The sequence below is a fragment of the Natrinema ejinorense genome (assembly GCF_002494345.1).
GTDB classification, from domain to species: Archaea; Halobacteriota; Halobacteria; order Halobacteriales; family Natrialbaceae; genus Natrinema; species Natrinema longum.
This window is the reverse complement of the sequence record NZ_NXNI01000001.1, coordinates 1,710,417-1,730,506: the sequence shown is the minus strand read 5'-3', so window position 1 is coordinate 1,730,506 and position 20,090 is coordinate 1,710,417. Positions and strand designations below refer to the sequence as shown.

Annotated in this window: 17 protein-coding genes; 10 read left to right on the top strand and 7 right to left on the bottom strand. The window is 64.8% G+C overall.

The genetic code is table 11. From position 1 onward, the window contains the following. Positions 1-83 precede the first annotated feature (83 nt). The 7 genes from glmS to CP557_RS08535 all read left to right on the top strand — a co-directional run bounded on the left by glmS (position 84) and on the right by CP557_RS08535 (position 7,627). Positions 84-539: a methylaspartate mutase subunit S gene (gene glmS / locus CP557_RS08565; protein WP_097379509.1), complete on the top strand. Its 456-nt coding sequence runs from the start codon at positions 84-86 to the stop codon at positions 537-539. A gap of 8 nt (positions 540-547) precedes the next feature. Further along, positions 548-1,981: a methylaspartate mutase subunit E gene (locus tag CP557_RS08560; protein ID WP_097379508.1), complete on the top strand. Its 1,434-nt coding sequence runs from the start codon at positions 548-550 to the stop codon at positions 1,979-1,981. Further along, positions 1,982-3,256, top strand: a complete 1,275-nt coding sequence (locus CP557_RS08555; protein WP_097379507.1) for a methylaspartate ammonia-lyase — start codon at positions 1,982-1,984, stop codon at positions 3,254-3,256. Then, positions 3,249-4,310, top strand: coding sequence for a 2-methylfumaryl-CoA hydratase (gene mch / locus CP557_RS08550; protein ID WP_097379506.1), 1,062 nt, complete (start codon positions 3,249-3,251; stop codon positions 4,308-4,310). Before CP557_RS08555 ends, mch begins: the two co-directional genes overlap by 8 nt. 54 nt (positions 4,311-4,364) lie before the next feature. Beyond that, positions 4,365-5,408, top strand: coding sequence for an L-malyl-CoA/beta-methylmalyl-CoA lyase (citE, locus tag CP557_RS08545; RefSeq protein ID WP_097379505.1), 1,044 nt, complete (start codon positions 4,365-4,367; stop codon positions 5,406-5,408). 281 nt (positions 5,409-5,689) lie between these two features. Further along, positions 5,690-6,760, top strand: coding sequence for a glycerophosphodiester phosphodiesterase (locus CP557_RS08540; protein WP_097379504.1), 1,071 nt, complete (start codon positions 5,690-5,692; stop codon positions 6,758-6,760). Positions 6,761-7,054: 294 nt separating this feature from the next. Next, positions 7,055-7,627: a HalX domain-containing protein gene (locus tag CP557_RS08535; RefSeq protein ID WP_097379503.1), complete on the top strand. Its 573-nt coding sequence runs from the start codon at positions 7,055-7,057 to the stop codon at positions 7,625-7,627. Here the strand turns inward: CP557_RS08535 and CP557_RS08530 are convergent. The 6 genes from CP557_RS08530 to CP557_RS08505 all read right to left on the bottom strand — a co-directional run bounded on the left by CP557_RS08530 (position 7,624) and on the right by CP557_RS08505 (position 13,702). Then, positions 7,624-9,591, bottom strand: coding sequence for a PAS domain S-box protein (locus tag CP557_RS08530; RefSeq protein WP_097379502.1), 1,968 nt, complete (start codon positions 9,589-9,591; stop codon positions 7,624-7,626). The two genes, CP557_RS08535 and CP557_RS08530, sit on opposite strands and share 4 nt — an antisense overlap. A 230-nt stretch (positions 9,592-9,821) precedes the next feature. Beyond that, positions 9,822-10,973, bottom strand: a complete 1,152-nt coding sequence (locus tag CP557_RS08525) for an acyl-CoA dehydrogenase family protein (RefSeq protein WP_097379501.1) — start codon at positions 10,971-10,973, stop codon at positions 9,822-9,824. Between the two features lie 95 nt (positions 10,974-11,068). Continuing rightward, on the bottom strand, positions 11,069-11,482 hold the full coding sequence (locus CP557_RS08520; RefSeq protein ID WP_245852958.1) for a hypothetical protein: 414 nt from the start codon (positions 11,480-11,482) through the stop codon (positions 11,069-11,071). A gap of 173 nt (positions 11,483-11,655) precedes the next feature. Continuing rightward, positions 11,656-12,033: a cupin domain-containing protein gene (locus CP557_RS08515; protein ID WP_097379499.1), complete on the bottom strand. Its 378-nt coding sequence runs from the start codon at positions 12,031-12,033 to the stop codon at positions 11,656-11,658. Between the two features lie 217 nt (positions 12,034-12,250). Then, a complete protein-coding gene (nikR, locus tag CP557_RS08510; RefSeq protein ID WP_097381588.1) occupies positions 12,251-12,676 on the bottom strand; it encodes a nickel-responsive transcriptional regulator NikR in 426 nt (141 codons plus the stop codon). A 255-nt stretch (positions 12,677-12,931) separates the two neighbouring features. Then, a complete protein-coding gene (locus CP557_RS08505; RefSeq protein ID WP_097379498.1) occupies positions 12,932-13,702 on the bottom strand; it encodes a creatininase family protein in 771 nt (256 codons plus the stop codon). A gap of 730 nt (positions 13,703-14,432) precedes the next feature. Here CP557_RS08505 and CP557_RS08495 point away from each other — a divergent pair. Beyond that, a complete protein-coding gene (locus CP557_RS08495; RefSeq protein WP_097379496.1) occupies positions 14,433-15,224 on the top strand; it encodes a mechanosensitive ion channel family protein in 792 nt (263 codons plus the stop codon). A gap of 122 nt (positions 15,225-15,346) precedes the next feature. On the opposite strand, the gene CP557_RS08490 is transcribed toward CP557_RS08495, so the two are convergent. Next, entirely contained in the window at positions 15,347-15,880 is a 534-nt protein-coding gene (locus tag CP557_RS08490) for a hypothetical protein (protein WP_097379495.1), read from the bottom strand. Between the two features lie 140 nt (positions 15,881-16,020). On the opposite strand from CP557_RS08490, the gene CP557_RS08485 reads away from it, so the two are divergent. Both CP557_RS08485 and CP557_RS08480 read left to right on the top strand, forming a co-directional pair. Continuing rightward, positions 16,021-16,470, top strand: a complete 450-nt coding sequence (locus CP557_RS08485) for a hypothetical protein (RefSeq protein ID WP_097379494.1) — start codon at positions 16,021-16,023, stop codon at positions 16,468-16,470. A 120-nt stretch (positions 16,471-16,590) separates the two neighbouring features. Beyond that, entirely contained in the window at positions 16,591-20,085 is a 3,495-nt protein-coding gene (locus CP557_RS08480) for a PAS domain S-box protein (protein WP_097379493.1), read from the top strand. The last annotated feature ends 5 nt before the right edge of the window (positions 20,086-20,090 follow it).

Sequence of the window (20,090 nt, the reverse complement as noted above, 5' to 3'; positions counted from 1 at the left end):
GTGATCATTCGACATTGAGATGGTGAAAGGATCTTTAATGAGTATTATCATGGAAGATCATTAGGTTTATACGGGGGTCGCTCATGGTTTCGGATACGATGTCCCAAACGGTCGTCCTCGGCGTGATCGGCTCCGATGCCCACGTCGTTGGCATCACAATCTTAGAGCAAGCCTTCAGTGCAGCCGGCTTCGATGTCGTGAATCTCGGCGTTCAGACCTCCCAGGAGGAGTTCGCCGAGGCAGCAGTAACCCACGACGCGGAGGCTGTACTGGTCTCCTCGCTCTACGGCCACGCCGAGCAGGACTGCCAGGGATTCCACGGCGTCCTCGAGGACGCGGACGTCGACGCGGTCACGTACATCGGCGGCAACCTCGCCGTCGGTCAAGACGAGTTCGAGCAGACCCGCCGTACCTTCCGGGAGCTCGGCTTCGACCGCGTCTTCGATTCCGAAACCGACCCTGAGGACGCGATTGCCGCGCTCCGCGAGGATCTCCAGATCTCACCGACGGAGTCGGAACGGGCGACTATCACTTCGTAGATGCCCAGATGATACGAGACGAACGCATTCCATCCGACGAGCTACGGCGTATCGACGAAGAGATCCGGTCGAACTGGCCGACGGGTGCAGACGTCGACTTCGAGGACGCGATCGAATACCACGAGTCGCTTCCGGACCACAAGCGATTCGCGGACGTCCTCGAGTCGGCCGACAAGCCCCTCCTCCAGCCACGAGCCGGCGTTCCCCGGCTCGACGACCAGATCGAACTCCTCCAGTACCTTCTCGAAGAGGGACAGGCCGATCTCCTGCCGACCACTATCGACTCGTACACGCGCGACAACGAGTACGAGAAGGCCCAGCAGGGGCTCGACAAAGCCCTCGAGACGGGCGACGACACCCTCAACGGCTTCCCGGCCGTCAACCACGGCGTCGACGGCTGCCGCGAACTGATCGACGCGGTCGACGCGCCGATCGAGGTCCGTCACGGCACGCCCGACGCCCGGCTGCTCGCGGCGATCACCTTCGCCGGCGGCTTCCAGAGCTTCGAGGGCGGCCCGATCTCCTACAACATTCCGTACACGAAACGCCACGGGTTAGAGGAAACGATCGAGAAGTGGCAGTTCGTCGATCGACTCGCGGGGGCCTACACGGAACGCGGCGTGCGGATCAACCGCGAACCCTTCGGTCCGCTGACGGGGACCTTGGTCCCGCCGTCGATCGCGATCGCGGTCATGCTTGTCGAGGGCAAACTCGCCGCCACGCAGGGCGTGCGATCGATCACCCTCGGCTACGGACAGGTCGGCAACGTCGTGCAAGACGTCGCCGCCTTGAACGCCCTCAAGAAGTTGGGCAACGAGTACCTGCCCGACGAAGTCGTCGTCACGACCGTCTTCCACGAGTGGATGGGCGGCTTCCCGCCGGACGAGGCACGCGCCAACGGCGTCATCAGTCTCGGCGGCATGACCGCCGCCATCGCCCAGCCGGACAAGGTCATCACCAAGTCGCCCCAGGAGTTCCAGGGGGTCCCGACCAAGGAGGCCAACTCGGCCGGCCTGCGCACGACCCGGCAGGTCATCGACATGGCCATCGAGCAAAAGATCGACATCGACGGCATCGAGGAGGAACAGGACCTCATCGAGCGCGAGACCCGCTGTCTGATGGACACCATCTTCGAGCACGGCGACGGCGACGTCGTTCAGGGGACGCTCAAGGCCTTCGACTCCGGCGCACTCGACGTTCCCTTCGCACCCAGCGACAGCGCACGGGGTGCCGTCCTTCCCGCACGGGACGACGACGGCCGCGTCCGCATCTTCGAGTGGGCCGACCTCGCGATGGACGACGACATCAAGGAGATTCACAGAGCCCGACTGTCCCAGCGTGCGGACACCGAGGGCCGCGATCAGTCGTTCCGGATGGTCGCGGACGACGTCGACGCGATCAGCGACGGAAAACTCATCGGTCGACCCCAGGGTGACGTCTAAATGGAGATTACAGGAATACACGCCACGCCCGGCTACTCCGGGTTCTTCTTCGACGACCAGCGCGCGATCAAGCAAGGTGCCGAACACGACGGCTTCACCTACGAGGGCGAGCCCGTTACCGACGGCTTCGACGAGATTCGCCAGGCCGGCGAGTCGATCATCGTCGATATCGAACTCGCCGACGGCACCGTCGTGCGGGGCGACTGTGCCGCGGTCCAGTACTCCGGGGCCGGCGGGCGCGACCCGCTCTTCCAGGCCGAGGCGTACGCTCCCGTCATCGAAGGGCCCGTCGCCGACGCACTCGAGGGTCGGGACGCGACCGACTTCCTCGACAACGCGGAACTGCTCGAGGAGATGGAAGTCGACGGCGACCGCCTGCACACCGCGATCCGATACGGCGTCTCGCAGGCGCTGCTCGCCGCCGCGGCCGAGGCCGAAACCACCACGAAGACGGACGTGATGGCCGACGCGCTCGGTACCGAGCCCGCGACGGAGCCGGTTCCGGTCTTCGGCCAATCGGGCGACGACCGTTACAACAACACGGAAAAGATGTTCGTCAAGGGCGTTCCCGTCCTGCCCCACGCGCTGATCAACAGCGTCGAGAAGATCGGCGAGAACGGCGAGGTCCTCCTCGAGTACGTGGAGTGGCTCGTCGAACGCTCCCAGGAACTGGGCCCGGAAAACTACGAGCCCCGCTTCCACATCGACGTCTACGGCATGATCGGGGAAATCTTCGGTGCCCCCTACGACCGCGAGGAGGTCGTCGACTACTTCGCCGCGCTCGAAGAAGCCGCCGCGCCCTACCCGATCCAGATCGAGGGGCCGATGGACGTCGGCGACCGCGCCGACCAGATCGACGCGATGGTCGAGCTCCGCGAGGGGCTCGCCGAGGCCAACGTCGGCGTCGACATCGTCGCCGACGAGTGGTGTAACACCTTCGAGGACGTGCAGGCGTTCGTCGACGCCGGGGCCGCGGACCTCGTGCAGGTCAAAACGCCCGATCTGGGCGGCATCCACCGCAGCGGACAGGCGGTCCGCTACTGCGAGGGGACCGACACCCGCGCCTATCTCGGTGGTACCTGTAACGAGACGGAAACCTCCGCACGCGCCTGCGCTCACGTCGCGCTCGCGACCAACGCCGCGCAGGTGCTCGCAAAGCCCGGGATGGGCTTCGACGAGGGGTACATGATCGTCGAAAACGAGATGCGACGCACGATCGCCCGCCGCAAGCGGGACCGACAGCAACAGACCGACGAGGTGACTGCAGATGACTGACTGGACCGATCCGGACACGTTCGCACAGGCACTCGAGGAAGTCGAGACGAAAGAGAAGGGCAACTGCTTCGAGGACTTCGAGGAAGGGGACCTCATCGAGCACGATCCCGGGCTCACCCTCACCCGCTGGGGCAACGAACAGTGGATGGGCCAGACCTTGAACCACGACCCCGCCTACTGGCGGACCGACGCCGCCGAGGACCGCGGGTTCGACGAACCGCCGATCCACCCGGACTATCTGACCGCGGCGACGCTGGGCATCACCGTCGAGGATCTCAGCGAGAAGGGGGGCTACTTCCTCGGACGGACCGACGTACGGTTCCCCGAATCACCCGTCTACGCGGGCACCGAACTCCACGTCGAGAGCGAGGTCGTCAACTGTGCGACCTCGAGTTCCCGACCCGAGTACGGCATCGTCTCCTGGCGCACCCGCGGCACGGACGCCGAGACCGGCGACGTGCTCTGTTCCTACGAGCGGACGAACATGATCCCGCGTCGCGAGCCGATGGCGACCGACGGAAGCGGCACAGCGGCTGCCGAGGACGAGGACGAACCCGACCTCCCCGAGGAGTTCATCGCGCCCGAGGGCGGTTACTACGAGGACTTCGTCGCCGCCCTCGAGCAAGCCGACGACGAGAACGCTGCCGTCGCCTACCGCCACGAGCGCGGCCGCACGCAGGACGACGTGACCGTCGCCTCGCTTCCGTTGGCGACGCTGAACACGGCCAAACAACACCACAACGTCGACGTGATGAGCGACTCGCCGTCGGGCAACATCGTCACCTACGGGGACGTGACCCGATCGACGGCGCTTGGCCACGCCCGCTCGGACGAACAGACCTGGCGCGAGGTCGGCTTCGACGACGAATCGTTCCACACGTTCGTCGCCGTCGGCGACACCGTCTACGCCTTCACGCGCGTCATCGAGGCCGAGGACGACGCCTCGAGCGACGAGGCGGGGACGGTGACGTTCGAACACATCGCGTTCAACCAGAACGACGAACCCGTCTACTCGGGAACACGAACCGCCGAAATTCGAAAGCGTTCTAACTAACACGATCGAACATCATAAACGAACGCAGACAGATACGCACTCCGATACATACACATGACCGACGACATTCGACTCTGCCGTACGTTCCAGACCGCACCGGCCGCCGTTCCGAAAGACGACTCGGCGAAGTATCTCACCTCCGCGCTCGAGGCGGAGGGCTTCCAGGCTCCCGACTGGCTCGTTCCCGACATGGAAGACGGGACGGCACCGGACATGAAAGCCGAGGGGCTGGAGAATACCATCGAGAAGGTCCCCCAGTACGACTTCCCCGGCGAGATCTGGCCCCGCGTCGAGTGGAGCTACGAGGACGAGGAGTACTGCGAGAAGGGCCGCGATCAGATCGACCGGCTCGTCGCCGAGATCGGTGACGAGATCGACGGCGTCGTCGTCCCCAAGGTCGGCCGTCTCGAGGACGTCCAACGTGCCGCCGAGGTCGTCGCCGAAGCGGAAGCCGAACACGGCTACGACGACGGCTCGATCGGACTCTCGATAATCATCGAAACCGGTCGCGCCCGCTCGGACCTGCGCGAGATCGCCAAGTTCGGCGAGGACTCTCGACTCACCGCGCTCGTCTTCGGCCCCGTCGACTACGCGGCCGAACTCGGCGGCCGCGATCTGGGCGACGGCATGCCACGCTGGGACGGCCTCCTCGAGGCCCTCTCGAACGAGGCCAGCGCCGGCGGCCTGCTTTCCATCGGCGGTCCCTTCGACGACCTCTTCAAGGAACGCGCCGGGCTGACCTATTACAACGCCGACGAGTACGCCGACCAGGTCGAACACGAAGCCCAACTCGGCCTCGACGGCTCCTGGTCGCTGTACCCCAAGCAGACGATCCAGGCGAACACCGTCCACATGCCCACGCCCGACGAACTCGAGCGCGACGTCCACAAGATCGAGCGCTTCAACGAGGCCAAACGCGAGGGGACCGGCGCGGTCACCATCGACGGCCAGATGGTCGACGAAGCCACCTTCAAGAACTTCCGAAACACCGTCCAGCAGGTCCGCGCGATCGACGACATGCGGCCCGCACAGACCGAGGACTACTACGACGAGGAGCTGCTGACGCGCGCCCGCGAGCTCGAGCTGTCCTATCGCTGAGGGCCTCGAGACACGCCGTCGGGCATCCGGTCGTGAGCGAGAGGAGCCACTGCGAGTCAATGCAGACCGGATCGCACGACAGGGTGCGATCGGTGTACAAATAGTTGCAGTCGTTAGTTTTCGTCGCTGTCCGTCGATTCCGAGCGACCGCTCTCCTGGCTCGGGTCGATTGCGTTCCGTCCAGTGGCAGACGCCGGGTCCCGTCGAACGGAGCCGCGACTACATACCTCTCTGGAGCCCTCATAGCAGCGGCTATACTCGAGACGCAGCCACGGTCGGCCATGATCGAACACACCGCTGCGGAGCGACCGTCGTGTGGAACGTCGATTCCGGATCGGACGAACTGCGTCGACGATCGAACGGCTCCACCGATCCGAACTGGGGAACGAGACGTGGCGGCGGCGACGGGTCGTCGCCGAGGGATCCTGATCGGCGCAGCGGGACTCACGGTGGCGAGCGGACTCAGGCTCACCGACGGGCTGGGCGAGGGGACCGACGAGGACCGCGAAACGGGGGAGCCATCGCGGGAGAGCGACCCGACGCTCATCGCACACCGCGGGTTCGCCGGAGAGAACCCCGAGAACACGATCGCGGCCGTCGAAGCGGCCGCGAACGGCGACGGAGCGACCGCCCGGCAGGCCGACCTCGTCGAAATCGACGTCGTGCCGACGGCCGACGACGACGTGGTGGTCTTCCACGACGACCGGCTGTCCGAGCGCGGTGGTGACGGTCTGACCGACGCGAACGGCATCGTCTGGGAGACCGACACTGGAACCGTGACCAGCGCGGAAGTACTCGACAGCGGCGAGACGGTCCCGCTCCTCACGGCGGTACTGGACGCGATCCCGGCGAGTGTCGGCGTGAACGTCGAGTTGAAGAACCCCGGCAGTTCGGACCTGCGGTTCGGCGAGAAACTCTCCAGTAGCGAACTGGACGGCCAGAAAGAGATCTGGCGGCCGTTCGTCGAACGCGTCCTCGAGATCGGCGACGACTACGAGAACGAGATTCTCCTCTCGTCGTTTTACGAGGCGGCACTCGCGACGAGCCGCGAGGCGTCGACGTATCCGATCGCACCGCTGGTGGGAGACTCGATCACGGACGGGCTCGAGATCGCCCGGACGTACGACGCGGAGGCGATTCATCCGCCAACGGGAATGATTCAGGGGACGCCGTTCGTCGACGCGTCGGACGTGGCGGACGTCGATGTGGTTGCCCTCGCCCACGAGGAGGGTCGCGACGTGAACGTCTGGACGGTCGAGACGAGCGAGCAGGCCCACCAGCTCGCGGCAGCCGGCGTCGACGGTATCATCGCCGACTACTCGGATCTGCTCGATCGCTCCAGTGGTCGCTGACCGGCGATGACCACCCGCTCCCGAAAACCGGGGGCCAGGCGCTGGCCCCTGGCTGCCAGCGTCGCCTGCATCGTTTCACGGCTCCGAGAGACCGCCGACCGGGCTCGAGAGTCGTCGCATATTCGATGTGACCAGCTGACGTTCGCCACGGTAATTGGACAAACAACCGAGCAGTCGGGCGTTTTTGAGAGTATCAGGTATCCGAAAATTGATAGCTGGGGCGAGATTTATCATGCAGAGGTACCATTGGTGACGCGTGGCTGTAATCGATGAAAGGAACGGAGGGGTTACCAAATGAGTGACGGGCCGGAGGTGCTCGTCGTCGACGACGAAACGCGGCTCGCGGATCTGTTCGCCGCGTGGCTCCAGGGTGATTGGGTCGTCGAGACGGCCTACGACGGGGAGGAAGCGCTCGAGAAGATGGCGGACTCCGTCGAGGTCGTCCTGCTAGACCGCCGGATGCCAGGACTCTCCGGCGACGAAGTCCTCGAACGGATCCGGGAGCACGGGTACGACTCTCGGGTCGTCATGGTGACGGCAGTCGATCCGGACTTCGACATCATCGAGATGGGGTTCGACGACTACCTCGTCAAGCCGGTTTCGAAGGACGAACTCGTCGAGATGGTCGAGGAGGTCGGGGACCGCTCGGAGTACGAGACGGATATCCAGGACTACTACGCACTCGTCTCGAAGAAGGCGTTGCTGGAGTCCGAGAAGGCCGAGCGAGAGCTCGCGGACCACGAGGAGTACCAGGAGCTCTGTGGCCGCGTCGACGAACTCGAGCAACGCGTCGACGAGACGGTATCCGGCATGTCGTCCCACGACGATTTCGTCGGCGCGTTTCAGGATCTCCAGTCGGAGAACTAACCCGCGGTTTCGAACTCGAAGCGGGCCCCTCCGTCGTCGCTTTCGGTCGTGACGACCGACCAGCCGTGTCCGGTAGTGACTTCCCTGACGATCCACAGCCCGATTCCGAGGCCGTCCATCGACGACGAAACCGACGGATCGAACAAGTCGTCCTGTAGTTCCGCCGGCAGCCCCCTCCCGTCGTCCTCGATGAAGAACCCCTGTCGGTGCGCCGTGCCCTCGGTCGTCTCGAGGGGACCGACGCGAACGACCGCGGTCGTCTCGCCGTGTTCGATACTGTTCCGGAAACAGTTCTCGAGGAGCCGCAGGAGTCGCGATCGATCGGCCTCGAGCGTCATCGTCTCCGGGACCGACAGGCGCACGTCGGCCGTCGAGACGTGGTCCCAGGCCTCTCGCGCCGCCGATTCGAGGTCGACCGGATCGGTGTCGGCGGCCCACTCGCCCTCGCGGGCGATCGCCAGGACGTCCTCGATGATCGACTCCATCCGGTCGAGTCCGTCGTGGATCTTGGCGGCGTACTCGGGGCTCTCGCTCTCCTCGAGGAGGTCGAGATAGCCCTGCGCGACGCCGAGGGGGTTGCGAAGGTCGTGACTGACGATCCGAGCGAACGCGTCGAGTCGCTCGTTGCGTTCGCGGAGCTTTCGTTCCTGGCGCTTCCGTTCGGTGACGTCCCGGAGGACGCCGACCGAACCGAGAAACTCCCCGTCGGGCACGAGGACGGCGATCTGGGCCTCACACGGGATCGGCTCGCTGGTTTTCGTTCCGACCGCCAGTTCGAGGGTATCGGTCCGCTCTCCGCTCTCGAGAAGCGATCTGATGATCTCCTTGCCGGCGGCGATATCGTCGTCATCGAACAGGAACGAGGCGTGTTCCCCCAGCAGTCCTTCGCGGCTGTAGCCGGTCATGTCGACCAGCGCGTCGTTGACCGTCATGAAATGGCCCCCGTCGTCGAGGATGTACATCCCGTCGCCGGCCGTCTCGACGAGTCGTTCGTACCGGTGGAGCGTCCGTTCCTGTTGTTCGAGTCGGCCCCGCAGGGCGATCGTCTCGAGGACGTGGGACGCGGCGGCGACGCTCATTCGGATCGCGTCGCGTTCGTGCTCCGAGAGCGGGACCGTCGCGTAGATGGCGGCCACCCCGTATAGATCGCCGTTTGCGGCGAGCGGCGCGACGGCAACCGATCGAATCCCGCGCCGGAACGCACGATCTCCGAACGGGACGGCGTCGTGCTCGTTCTCGCCGTACTGTTGGATCTGCAGGGTTCGGGTCCGGATGGCTCGCTCGAGCAGCGGGTGGTCGCCGTCGCCGATACTGAACGAGTTCCGGAGCGGCCACTCGGCCCTGTCGTGGTCGGAGAGCCACGGAATGACCGCTCGTTCACCGCGATCGTACTCCCCGAGCCAGGCGAACGTAAACGAATCGTGACCCGTCAGTTCTTCGCGGAGCGTCCGTTCGACGGTACGGGGTGAGGTGGCATCGACCAGTCGGCACCGAGCCCGGCTGACCAGTCCCATCAGGTCCGCAGGGAGGTCCCGGACGGCATGTGTGCTCTCGGTATCGTTGTGGGAACCGTCGGCGTTCGGGTCGGTCTCGATCGGTATTTGCGCGTTCGTTTCGGTCGCGAGACGGTCGGTAATCGTATTCGCCAGCCGCGTTGCCGAATCGTCGGCCGCGCGAGCGAGCACGTCGCTCAAAACGACGCTGTCGTCGCCGTCCCCGTCCCAGTGGACGAACGTCGGCGTTTCGGGGGCCTCCGATTCGACGGTATCGACGAGTCCCGGGACGTTCGCGACGGTGCTCGCATCGATGACGACCGCGTCGATCTCCTCTTGTTCGAGTCGGTTGGCCGCTTTGGCGGATCGCTGGGCGATGACGACGTCGACTGGGGCGTCCGTAAGCGATAGCGTAAGCGACGCCCGCGTCGAGCGATTGCTACTGACACAGAGCACGCGCGGCCGGCTCATACTGGTTGCGTTCCGGTTGCAGACATCTGAATTCTCGGTTTCGCCCTCCGAATATTGGCCCTAGACATGTCAATCACGACGGTAGCGAGCGTGCCAGTATAGTGGATAGCCAACGGGATTGTTCTTTCGACCACGCCATGACCGACGAGAAAAACGGTGCGATGACGGTTCGACGGGCTGGGAGTCGTGCCACCGGGCGTATTCTGCCGGTGGAAACGAGCCGAGTCGACTCAGGGCGCTTGCCCGTAGATCAGGTTGCGCTGGATTTCGTTCGCCCCCTCGTAGATGACCGGGATCCGCGCGTCCCGATAGACGCGGGCGATCCGACGTTCGTCCAATACCGAACGGCCGCCGTGGAACTGCATGCCCTGTTCCGCGACGTCGACCGCCGTCTCGGTCGCCTTCGTCTTCGCCATCGCGGCCCAGTAGCCCGCGTTGTCCTCGTTGGCCACCTTCTCGCGGGCGCGCCACGTGAGCGTCCGGGCGCTCTCGAACTCGACGAGCATGTCTGCAAGGCCGTGTTGGACGCTCTGAAAGTCGCTGATCGTCCGCCCGAACTCCTCGCGGTCGTGGGTGAACTCCCAGGCCTCTTCGATAGCGGCCGCGGCGATGCCGAGTCCGTGGCCGGCGACGGCGACGCGACCGTGATTGAAGAAGTCCGCGAGGAGCATGAAGCCGTCCCCCTCCGAGCCGATCAGGTTTTCTGCGGGAATTCGGCAGTCGTCGAACTCGATGTGGGCCTGCTTCGAGGCGCGCATCGCCATCTTTTCGGGGATGTGCTCGGCCTCGTAGCCGTCCGTATCCGTCGGGACGATGAACATCGAGTGGTTGCCGTAGCGGTTGTCCTCGTCGTCCCCGGTCCGCGCGTAGAGCGTTATCCAGTCGGCCTCGACGCCGTTGCCGATCCAGTACTTTTCGCCGTTGATGACGTACTCGTCCCCGTCTTTCTCGGCCGTGGTCTGCATCCCCGCGAGGTCGCTGCCGGTGTCGGGTTCGGAGACCGCGAGTCCGGACCGCTGTTCCCCCTCCGCGACGGGACGGATGTACTCCTCGCACTGTTCCTCGGAGCCGTGTTCGTACGTGATTTCACAGCCGAAACTCGCCAACTGGAGCGTCAGCGCGATCCCCGCGTCGGCCCGGTAGAACTCTTCGGTCATCGCGAGCAACTGCGCGAGATCCAGGCCCCGGCCACCCCACTCCTCGGGAATGTCCTGTGCCACGAGATCCGCTTCCCGGCCCGCCTCGAGGATTTCCTCGGGGTACTCGCCCGACTGGAAGTACTCCTGGGCGTTCGGTTGGATGTGTTCGCGTGCGAACTCGCGAGCCTCGGCTTTCACGTCGCGTGCGTGCTCCGGGACGATGCTGTCGTCGAGCAGTTCCATGTGACACGTGATGGTTCGACCGTCCAAATAGCCGGGGGCGAATATTGCAACTCCCGGCCCGGTATCGGCCCGACTCTCGCCCGAAGCCCCCACCGTTATCGAAGTGTTCGAACGAGATCGTCCATCGAGGCGGCTGCGTTCGCGTGATCCTCGAGCAGGGCGATGTCCCAGATCAGATCGGCAAGCAGGTGGGCATAGAGCACTGCGCCGGTCACGATCGCGAGGGGAGCGCTGACGAGAGCGAGTGCCGCTACCACGAGGCCGCCGACCACCACGTGACTCAGGAGCCGAGAGAGGACGCCGACGTCGCCGGGGTCGAAGATCTCGGACTGGTCGGCGACCGCCGTTCGTGGATTGGACAGACAGAACCGAACGGCGCTCCAGTTCCCGGTCTTGAACCGGGCGATGAGGAAGTGATCGAGGTCGATGAAGACGCCGATCGCGGTGCCGTAGGCGACGACGATCCCTGCCGGGACCGAATAGCCGAACGGAGCGATCGGCGGGAGCAACGCGGTCAGAACCGCTGCGACGACGACCGAGATGACTGCGTGGTGTTTCGAGTAAATGGACCCTCACCTGCTCCCGGCGACCACGCCGACGACCAAAACCGTCCCGCCGATTTTCCGGACGGCTCTCGATCCACGCGGGCCCTCGAGGAACCGTCCGTCCGGACGGCGCTCGGTTATCCGGCGAAGCCCGAAAGCAGCCACTCCCCGTCGTCGCCGTCGTCGTCGGCGATGCTCGGGGCGCTCACGAGGACGAACGCGCTCTCCTGGTCGTCGTTGCGGATCTGGCGCGTCGATGCCGGCGGAATCCACAGCGCATCGCCCGCCTCCATCTCGACCGGTTCGTCGTCGACGACGACCGTCGCTGCTCCCTCGATGAGGACGTAGACCTCCTCGTGGTCGTTGTCGGTGTGGTCGTGGGGTTTGCTGTTCCAGCCGGGGTCACAGCGTGCGATCGTCACGCCCACCTGTTCGGTCTCGAGTGGATCGCTGAGGAAGTGCATCGCGCTCGAGACCTCCTCGACGTCTTCGTAGTTTACCTTCCGGTAGGACATACGTCTCCATTCGCCGGGACAACAGTAAAACTACGCGTTCCGTTTCGATTCGTTCACTGCGGCCGGTCGCGGTAGCCGCCACGAGACGGCAGGACCGCTCCGAGCGCGTCCGGGGAAACGGTCGGTCCGGCGAATCGACCGCCTGCTCGTCGGGATGCGTGTCGCCGCCGGCGGCTATAGTAGCGATCCACGCCTACAGTCGACGGCCGAAACGGTACTAGCCCTGCGCGAGCGGATCGAAGCTATCGACCGGGATCACGGAGTAGTCGACGGTCAGTGCGTCCCTTGTTGCCCGGATCTTCCCGACGAACGCCGAGATGTCCTCGAGTTCGCCCTCGAGGACGAACAGCTCCATGCAGTAGTGGTCGCCGACGTGGCTGTGGAAGTTCGAGGCGACCAGGGACTCGTGTTCGTGACGCAGGTGCATCATCCGCTCTTCGACGCTCGTGGTCTCGTAATCGAACAACACCGTGACGATCCCCATCAGGTCCCGATCCTCGAGTCGGGTATCCTCGAACTCTCCGAGCAGGTTCCGCGAGGCCTCCCTGACGACTTCGCTCCGCCCGGTGTAGCCGTGTTCCTCGGCGAATTGGTCGAGTCGATCCAGGAGTTCGTCCGGCATCGAGACGCTGACGACTGCCATGTAATAACTCATGGGCAGTTCCCTATTAAGGATTATTATCTCATTCGGTTCTCGATATGATAGTGGACGAGACCACCCGCCGCTACAGACATCGTCGAGCGACGCGGTCGGGGGATCGGCGGCGGGCATCTCGAGTCGGGCAGCGACTCGAACTGATCTGCTGGGCAGCGGCTCGGACGGGCTGCTGTCACTGGGTTCCGGCGCACTCACACAGCGGGGCGAGGCTGGGTCGGCACTGACTGACAGTCGGCCGTCTCACACGTGGTCTCTCGGGAGCAGATCCTCGAACGGCTGGGCGTCGAGCCACTCGCAGAGCCCGACGAGTTGGTCGCTCGCGGCGTCGAAGAGTTCCCTGCCCTTCTGGGCGGACGCGTCGGTTTGGTCGCCCAGAACGCCGTTGTCGGTGTTGTCCGCCGCATCGTAGAACGTCCGCGAGCCGTGTCTGACCGTCTCGGCGTCGTCGACGCTCGGAACGCCGCCGTCTCTGGCGTCCTGCAGGCGGTCGTCGTGGACCAGCGTCGGCTCGAGGAACTGGATCATCGAGGTCTCTTTCGGGCCGCCGTGGGGCCCGTTCTGCTCGAATAGTTCGTCGACGAGGTCCGGAATCGACTCGTCCCACATCCATTCGATCGCGTACGCGACCTCGTCTTGCCGGAGCCGTGCCCCGACCTCCCGCAGATGTGGGACGTTGCCGCCGTGAGCGTTCACGTAGATGACCCGATCGATTCCGTGAGCGGTGAGGTTTCGGGTCAGCGACTCCATGTACGATCGAAACGCCGGTGGTTCGACCCACATCGTCCCGTGGAACTGCCGGTGATGTCCACTGACACCGATGTTCACCGTCGGCGTGCAGAGATAGCCCGTTCGATCGGCGACCTCGCGTGCGAACGCCTCCGCGATCAGGTGGTCGGTCGCCTCCGGCAGGTGGGGGCCGTGTTGTTCCGTCGATCCGAGCGGCACGAGCGCGAGCGATTCCGAATCGAAGTACGTCTCGAGGTCCGGCCATGCTTCGTCGCCGAGATACATGTCAGTCCCTCGTATGCGCAACACCAATAGCGTAGTGACCACGGGCGAACCATCGGATCGACGGACACGACAGACCACTCGAGCAGCGACCGAAATCCCCGAACCAGCGGTGAACGGAGTCGCTGGCGGACGGTCGATGGTAACACCGTATTACCGAACGCGACGCGTCTGACGAAACGCTTTCGACTACTCGCCGTCATTTTTCGAGGAAGAGCTTTTCTCTCACCCATAACTCGATGATCGTTCGATGATCGACACTCAAACGGACGATCGACACTCGCTTTCATCGAATAGCGGCCGACCCGGAGGGCGACGGCTCGGCCGACCGTCGCTGCCGTTTCGAACCGGAATCGATCGAAATCGGGACCACGATTTCGACTCGGATTCGACCCAGCACCGCTGCCGCCCAATGAGTGAAACTGGACACGTTCGGTCGGCCGATGACGGTGCCGATCCTCGCGTACGGCAGCGCCGTTTCTGTCGTGACACCGTGTTCGGTCACAAAACGCGTTTATCGCACGCCCGCTCGAGGGTCGTCTCGCGATCGATCCGGAACGGGTTCGCCGTCGCGTCGGGAATCCGTATCGATCGATCACGGTACGGTCTTCGCACAATTCGCGGTAACGGACACTTCAATTCCGGGACCGTCATCGGTCTCGATTGGTTGGTTTCATGATCGATTGATAGGCACTCAATTACAAAGGATGGCGGCCGACAACCGAAGTCGTACATGTTACCACCGTACCCCGCACAAGCACAGGTTCCCGACTGGCTACAGGATCCGATCGCGGAGCTACTCACGTTCCTCCCGCGGATAATCGGCGCAGTGGTGATCCTCTTCATCGGCTGGGTCATCGGCCGGCTGGCCGCCCGCGTCGTGGGACGAATCGCCGACGGCATCGAACTCGACCGCATGGTCCTCGAGACGCCGCTCGGACGCATCCTCGGCGGAACGGAACAGGCGGTCTCGAGCGCGTTCGGCAAACTCGCGAAGTGGTTCGTCTACGCGCTCGCGTTCCTCGCAGCCGCGAACGCGCTCGCGATACCGACGCTATCGGAGTGGATCTCGACGGCGGTCTCGTACCTGCCGGCGTTCATCGCGGGGCTGCTCGTCATCACCCTCGGCTTCGTCGTCGCCGACTTCATCGGTGATGCCATCGAACGGACCCGGGCCGCGACCCAGACGGCATACGCCAGCTGGTTCGCGACCGGAACGCGGATGTTCCTCTACTTCACGGCGGTCGTCATCGGTCTCGACACGATGGGGATCGACGTGGGCATCCTCTACGTCTTCGCGCGAGCGCTCGCGTGGGGGATCGGCGCGGCCCTCGCGATCGGTGCGGGCATCGCGTTCGGCTGGGGCGGCAAGGACTACGTCGCCAACAACATCGATAACTGGATGGGACGAACGAGTAGCGTCAGGCCGGACGAGGAGAGCACCAGCGGCCGCTCGAGCGGCGGTCAGCGGCAGCGTTCCGACCGGGAACGCGGCTCGGGCTCCGGTCCGAGCGACGACGACTGAGACGGTTCGCTGTCCCGATTTTCCGGTGGGACCGCAGGGCGGTCCCGGTCCCACCGGCAATGATGTATCGAAGACCGTATGAGCAGCGTTGCGACCGATCGAGGGTAAGACCGGCGTGGCGATCAGTTGGCTTCGATTCCGGCCGCGGCTCGATCCGCGTCCGGCTCGTCGGTCTCGCCGCGCGGAAACAGCGGCTTGACCGGGACGATCACGTGGGCTCGCACGAGTCGCCCGTCGTTCCGTCGCCACTTTTTCAGGTGTGCGATCGAGTGTGAACCGTCGTAGCCGTCCTCGATTCGCTCACAGATCTCGACGAACTCGTCCTCGTCGAACAGTTCGGCGGAAACGCGATCCGTCTCGACCGCGACGCTCCCGCGACGGGCATAGACGTCGAGGCGTCCCTCGAACGCGTACTCGAGGTCCTCGATCCAGTCGTGGATCTCGGCGACCGTCGGCTGTGTCGGTGCCGTCGGAAAGGTGATCGACGCTTGATACAGATCCGGGCGCTCCCGCACGTGTCGCTGCCAGACCCGGTACAGGGACCGGGTGGTTCCGATACCGGGGACTCGCGAGATGGCAGTGGCTGCTCGATCGGCCGCGGCCGCGGCGCGTTGTCGGAGGGTCGTCACGGAGTCGGTTCGATCGTGTTCCGGCATTCGTTCTCACCTCCGACTTGCGGGCACCGGTAATACGTCCTTTGTTGTAGCGGCGTCCTCGAGCCGCCGTCGCTGCGAGCGATCTCCCGCGCCGACGGTTCGCGAGAGTTTTGTACAATCCGTTACTACCACTGTACAGAATGCCTCGTACAGGGTCCAGCCCCTCGATTCCGCTCCTCGCCGGCTCCCTCGCGACCGTCGCCGCCGGCGTCGCCGTTAATACCGGCTTTGAGACGTCGGTCCGAACGCTTCCAGCCCTCTTTTTGATCGCGCTCGGCGTCGCCGGGGTCACGAGCACGACGCGAGAGTACGGGCGAGCACGGCTCCGCCACACCGCGAAACGATGGTGGCTACTCGCGTTCGCTACGTTCGTTCCCTACGCGCTGGCGACGGCCCCCGCGAGCGACGCGGCGGCGGCGGTCGGCGAGGCCTTCGCGGGCCCGATCGTCGGTCTCGTCCTCGAGTCGCTGGCAGGGGCGACGGTCCTCTGTGCGGTCTCGACGACGGTCCTCTACTGTGTCGCCTGCTATGGACTCCATCCGGGTCGGCCGACGCCCGAAGACCGCGTTCTCGTCGACGGCGACGACTAACCGGGCGCGCGAGCGAAGGTGGCCCCGTTCTCGAAGACGTGCTCTGGCCGCCGCTCCCGACATACCCTCGAGGCGGCGATAGGCGCTGGACTTATCCGTTCGAACGGCTTTCCTTGTCTAATGACCGAACGGGTGGAACCGACCGATCGAGTACCCTGGAGCGACGGCGACGAACGAGCGCCACTCCAGTGGTACCAGACTCTCGTCGAGACGGTTCCGGACGGCGTCTTCCAGCTGGATGCGGACGATCGGATCGTCGCGGTCGATGACACCCTCCTCGAGTTGACCGGCTACACACGCGAGGCGCTTCGCGGCGAGCACGTCTCGCTACTGGTCGACGAGCCGGCCATCGAGGCCGGCGACGAAACCAGTCACACCCCCTTCGAGGGGACGATTCGGACGGCTCGAGACACCGAGATCCCCTGTAAACTACGCCTCGAGACCGTGTCGGGCCCGGACAGCCGCCGGGGTACAATCGGAACTGTCCGCGAACGCGACGCCTCGGAGCGTGACCAGGGGTCGGCAGCCGAACCGACCGAGACGGCCGACCGGGCGGACCCGGCAGTGGAATCGACGCCGGTTCCGGACCCGTCGTTGGAGGCGATCACCGCTGTGCTCGAGGAAGCCGACGTGGGCGTGTTCGTCCTCGATGAGGCGTTCGAGATCGCGTGGATCAACGAGGCTACCGAACGGTACTTCGGGATCGACTCGACGGCCGTGGTCGGGCGAGACAAGACGGCTGTTGTCAACGAGACGATCCGTGACCGGGTTGACGATCCGGACCGATTCATCGATATCCTCACTACGGCGTACGACGACAACAGCGACACGGAGCGATTCGAGTGCCGTATCACGCCCGGCGAGGATCGCGAGGAACGCTGGGTCGAACACCGGAGCAAACCGATCGAATCCGGCCCATACGAAGGGGGCCGGGTCGAACTCTACTACGACGTAACCGAACAACACCGGCGCGCATATCAGCTCCGTCGGCTGAACGAGGCGGTTCGCGAGTGGCTCGCCGCCAGCACGCGCGAGGCCGCAGCGGAGCAGGCCTCCTGCCATCTCCTCGACATCCTCGGTCTCGAGATCAACGGCGTCTTCCTCTACGATCCGGAGTCGGCAACACTCGAGCCGGTTGCCCAGTCCGAACCGGCCGTGGCGCTGTTCGACGAGGTGCCGACGTTTGCGGAGGGTGAGGGGATCGCCTGGCGCGTCTTCGATACCGGCGAGCCGGCGATCTACGACGACGTCAGGATGGATTCGGACGTCTATAATCCCGACACACCGATCCGCAGCGAGCTCTGCCTTCCGATCGGGGACCACGGCGTCGTCATGATCGGCTCGGAAGAACGCAACGCGTTCGACGACGGCGATCTCTCGCTGGCCAAGATCGTCGCCTCGAGCCTCGAAGTGACCTTCGATCGAATGAGTCAGGAACGGTCCCTCGAACGCGAACGGGGCCAGACCGAAACACTCCTCCGGACTGCGCCGGTCGGGATCTCGGTCGAGGACGCCGATGGAGAGGTGGTGCTGGCGAATCGGCACGCGCAGACGGCGCTCGGGCTCGGCGATCGGGACCCCCTCGGCGAGACCGAACTGCTCGCCGAACTGACCGTCGTCGACGCCGACGGCGAGCCGATTGGGCCCGAGTCCGGCCCCTCCGCACGCGTGAGGGAAACCGGGGAGCCGGTCTCCGACGAGGAAGTCGTGATCGAGGATCCGTCGGGCGAGCGGAAGTGGTTCTCCATCACCGCCGTTCCCATCTTCGGCCCCGATGGCTCGCTCGAGCGGGTCATCTCCGCGGGCGAGGACGTGACGGCACTCAAAACACAGGAGCGTCGCCTCGAGCGCCGCAAGCACGAACTCGAGACCGAACTGAGCGAGATCCTCGGCCGCGTCTCGGACGCGTTCTACGCCCTCGACGACGAGTGGCGGTTTACGCACGTCAACGAACGGGCCGGGGAGCTGCTGGGACGTGACCCGGCGGAGCTCGTCGGCGAGAACGTCTGGGAGACGTTCCCGACCGGAACGAGATCCGACCTCATCGAGCGCTATCGAGCGGCAATGAAGTCACAACACCCCGCCTCGTGGCAGCGATACTCCGACTCGCTCGACATCTGGATGGAGATCAGGGCCTATCCCTCCGAGACGGGACTCTCCGTGTACTTCCAGGACATCACGGACCGGAAACGTCGGGAACGCCAACTCGAGCAGTACGAACGGATCATCGAAACGATCGAGGACGGCATCTACGTCCTCGACGAGAACGGCCGGTTCACGATGGTCAACGAGGCGTACACCGACCTCACCGGCTACGATCGTGACGAGTTGATCGGGAGCCACGCCTCGCTCGTCGCCGACGAAGCGGTCATGGACCTGGCCGAGCGAATCGTCGCCAACGAGAGCGACGAGCCGACGATAGAGACCGAAATCGAGACGAAATCCGGCGATTGGTGCCCGATAGAGGCGACCGTCACGTCGCTGACGACCGCGGAGACCGGATGCGAGCGGATCGGCGTCGTTCGCGATATTACGGAACGGCGGGAACGACAGCGCAGACTCGAGGCGAGCGAGCAGCGCTACCGTACCCTCGCCGAGAACTTCCCGAACGGCATCGTCGCACTGTTCGACGACGAGTTGCGGTACACGGCGGCCGGCGGCCAGCTGCTCGGCAAGATGGGTATCGAGGAGGAAACGGCGATCGGCAAGACGATCTACGAGCGCTATCCCGATGACCTGGTCGAAGCGATCGAACCTCGGTTTCTGGCCGCCCTCGACGGGGAGGAACAGTCCTTCGAACTGTCCCACAACGACCGGGAACTCCGCGCCCACACCCTCCCGGTCCGGACCGGTGACGAGGTCACCGCCGGAATGCTCGTCGTCCAGGACATCACCGAACGGACCGAGTACCAGCGCAAACTCGAGGAATCGAACAAGCGCCTCGAACGGTTTGCATACGCCGCCTCCCACGACTTGCAAGAGCCCCTGCGGATGGTCACGAGCTATCTCCAGTTGATAGAGCACCGCTACGCTGCCGACCTCGACGAGGACGGCCAGGAGTTCATCGACTACGCCGTCGACGGAGCCGAGCGCATGCGCGAGATGATCGACGGCCTGCTCGCGTATTCCCGGGTCGAAACGCAGGGAGAACCCCTCGAGCCGGTCGACCTCGAGGCGGTCCTCGACGACGTCCGCGAGGACCTGCAGTTTCGAATCACCGAACAGGATGCCGACATAACGGTGGACTCGCTTCCCCGCGTCGTGGGCGACTCGAGCCAGCTCCGGCAGGTGTTCCAGAACTTGCTGTCGAATGCGATCGAATACTGCGGCGAGGACCCACCGCGGATTCACGTCAGTGCCGAACGGACCGGCGACGAATGGGTGATCTCCGTTCGCGACGAGGGGATCGGTATCGATCCCAAGGATCAGGATCGAATCTTCCAGGTGTTCCAGCGACTCCACAGCCACGAGGAACATCCGGGGACGGGGATCGGGCTCGCGCTCTGTCAACGGATCGTCGAGCGCCATGGCGGCGAGATTCGAGTCGACTCCGCGTCCGGGGAGGGCGCGACGTTCTCGCTGACGCTCCCGGCCGTCGACGCCACTGGCTCCTGATCGCT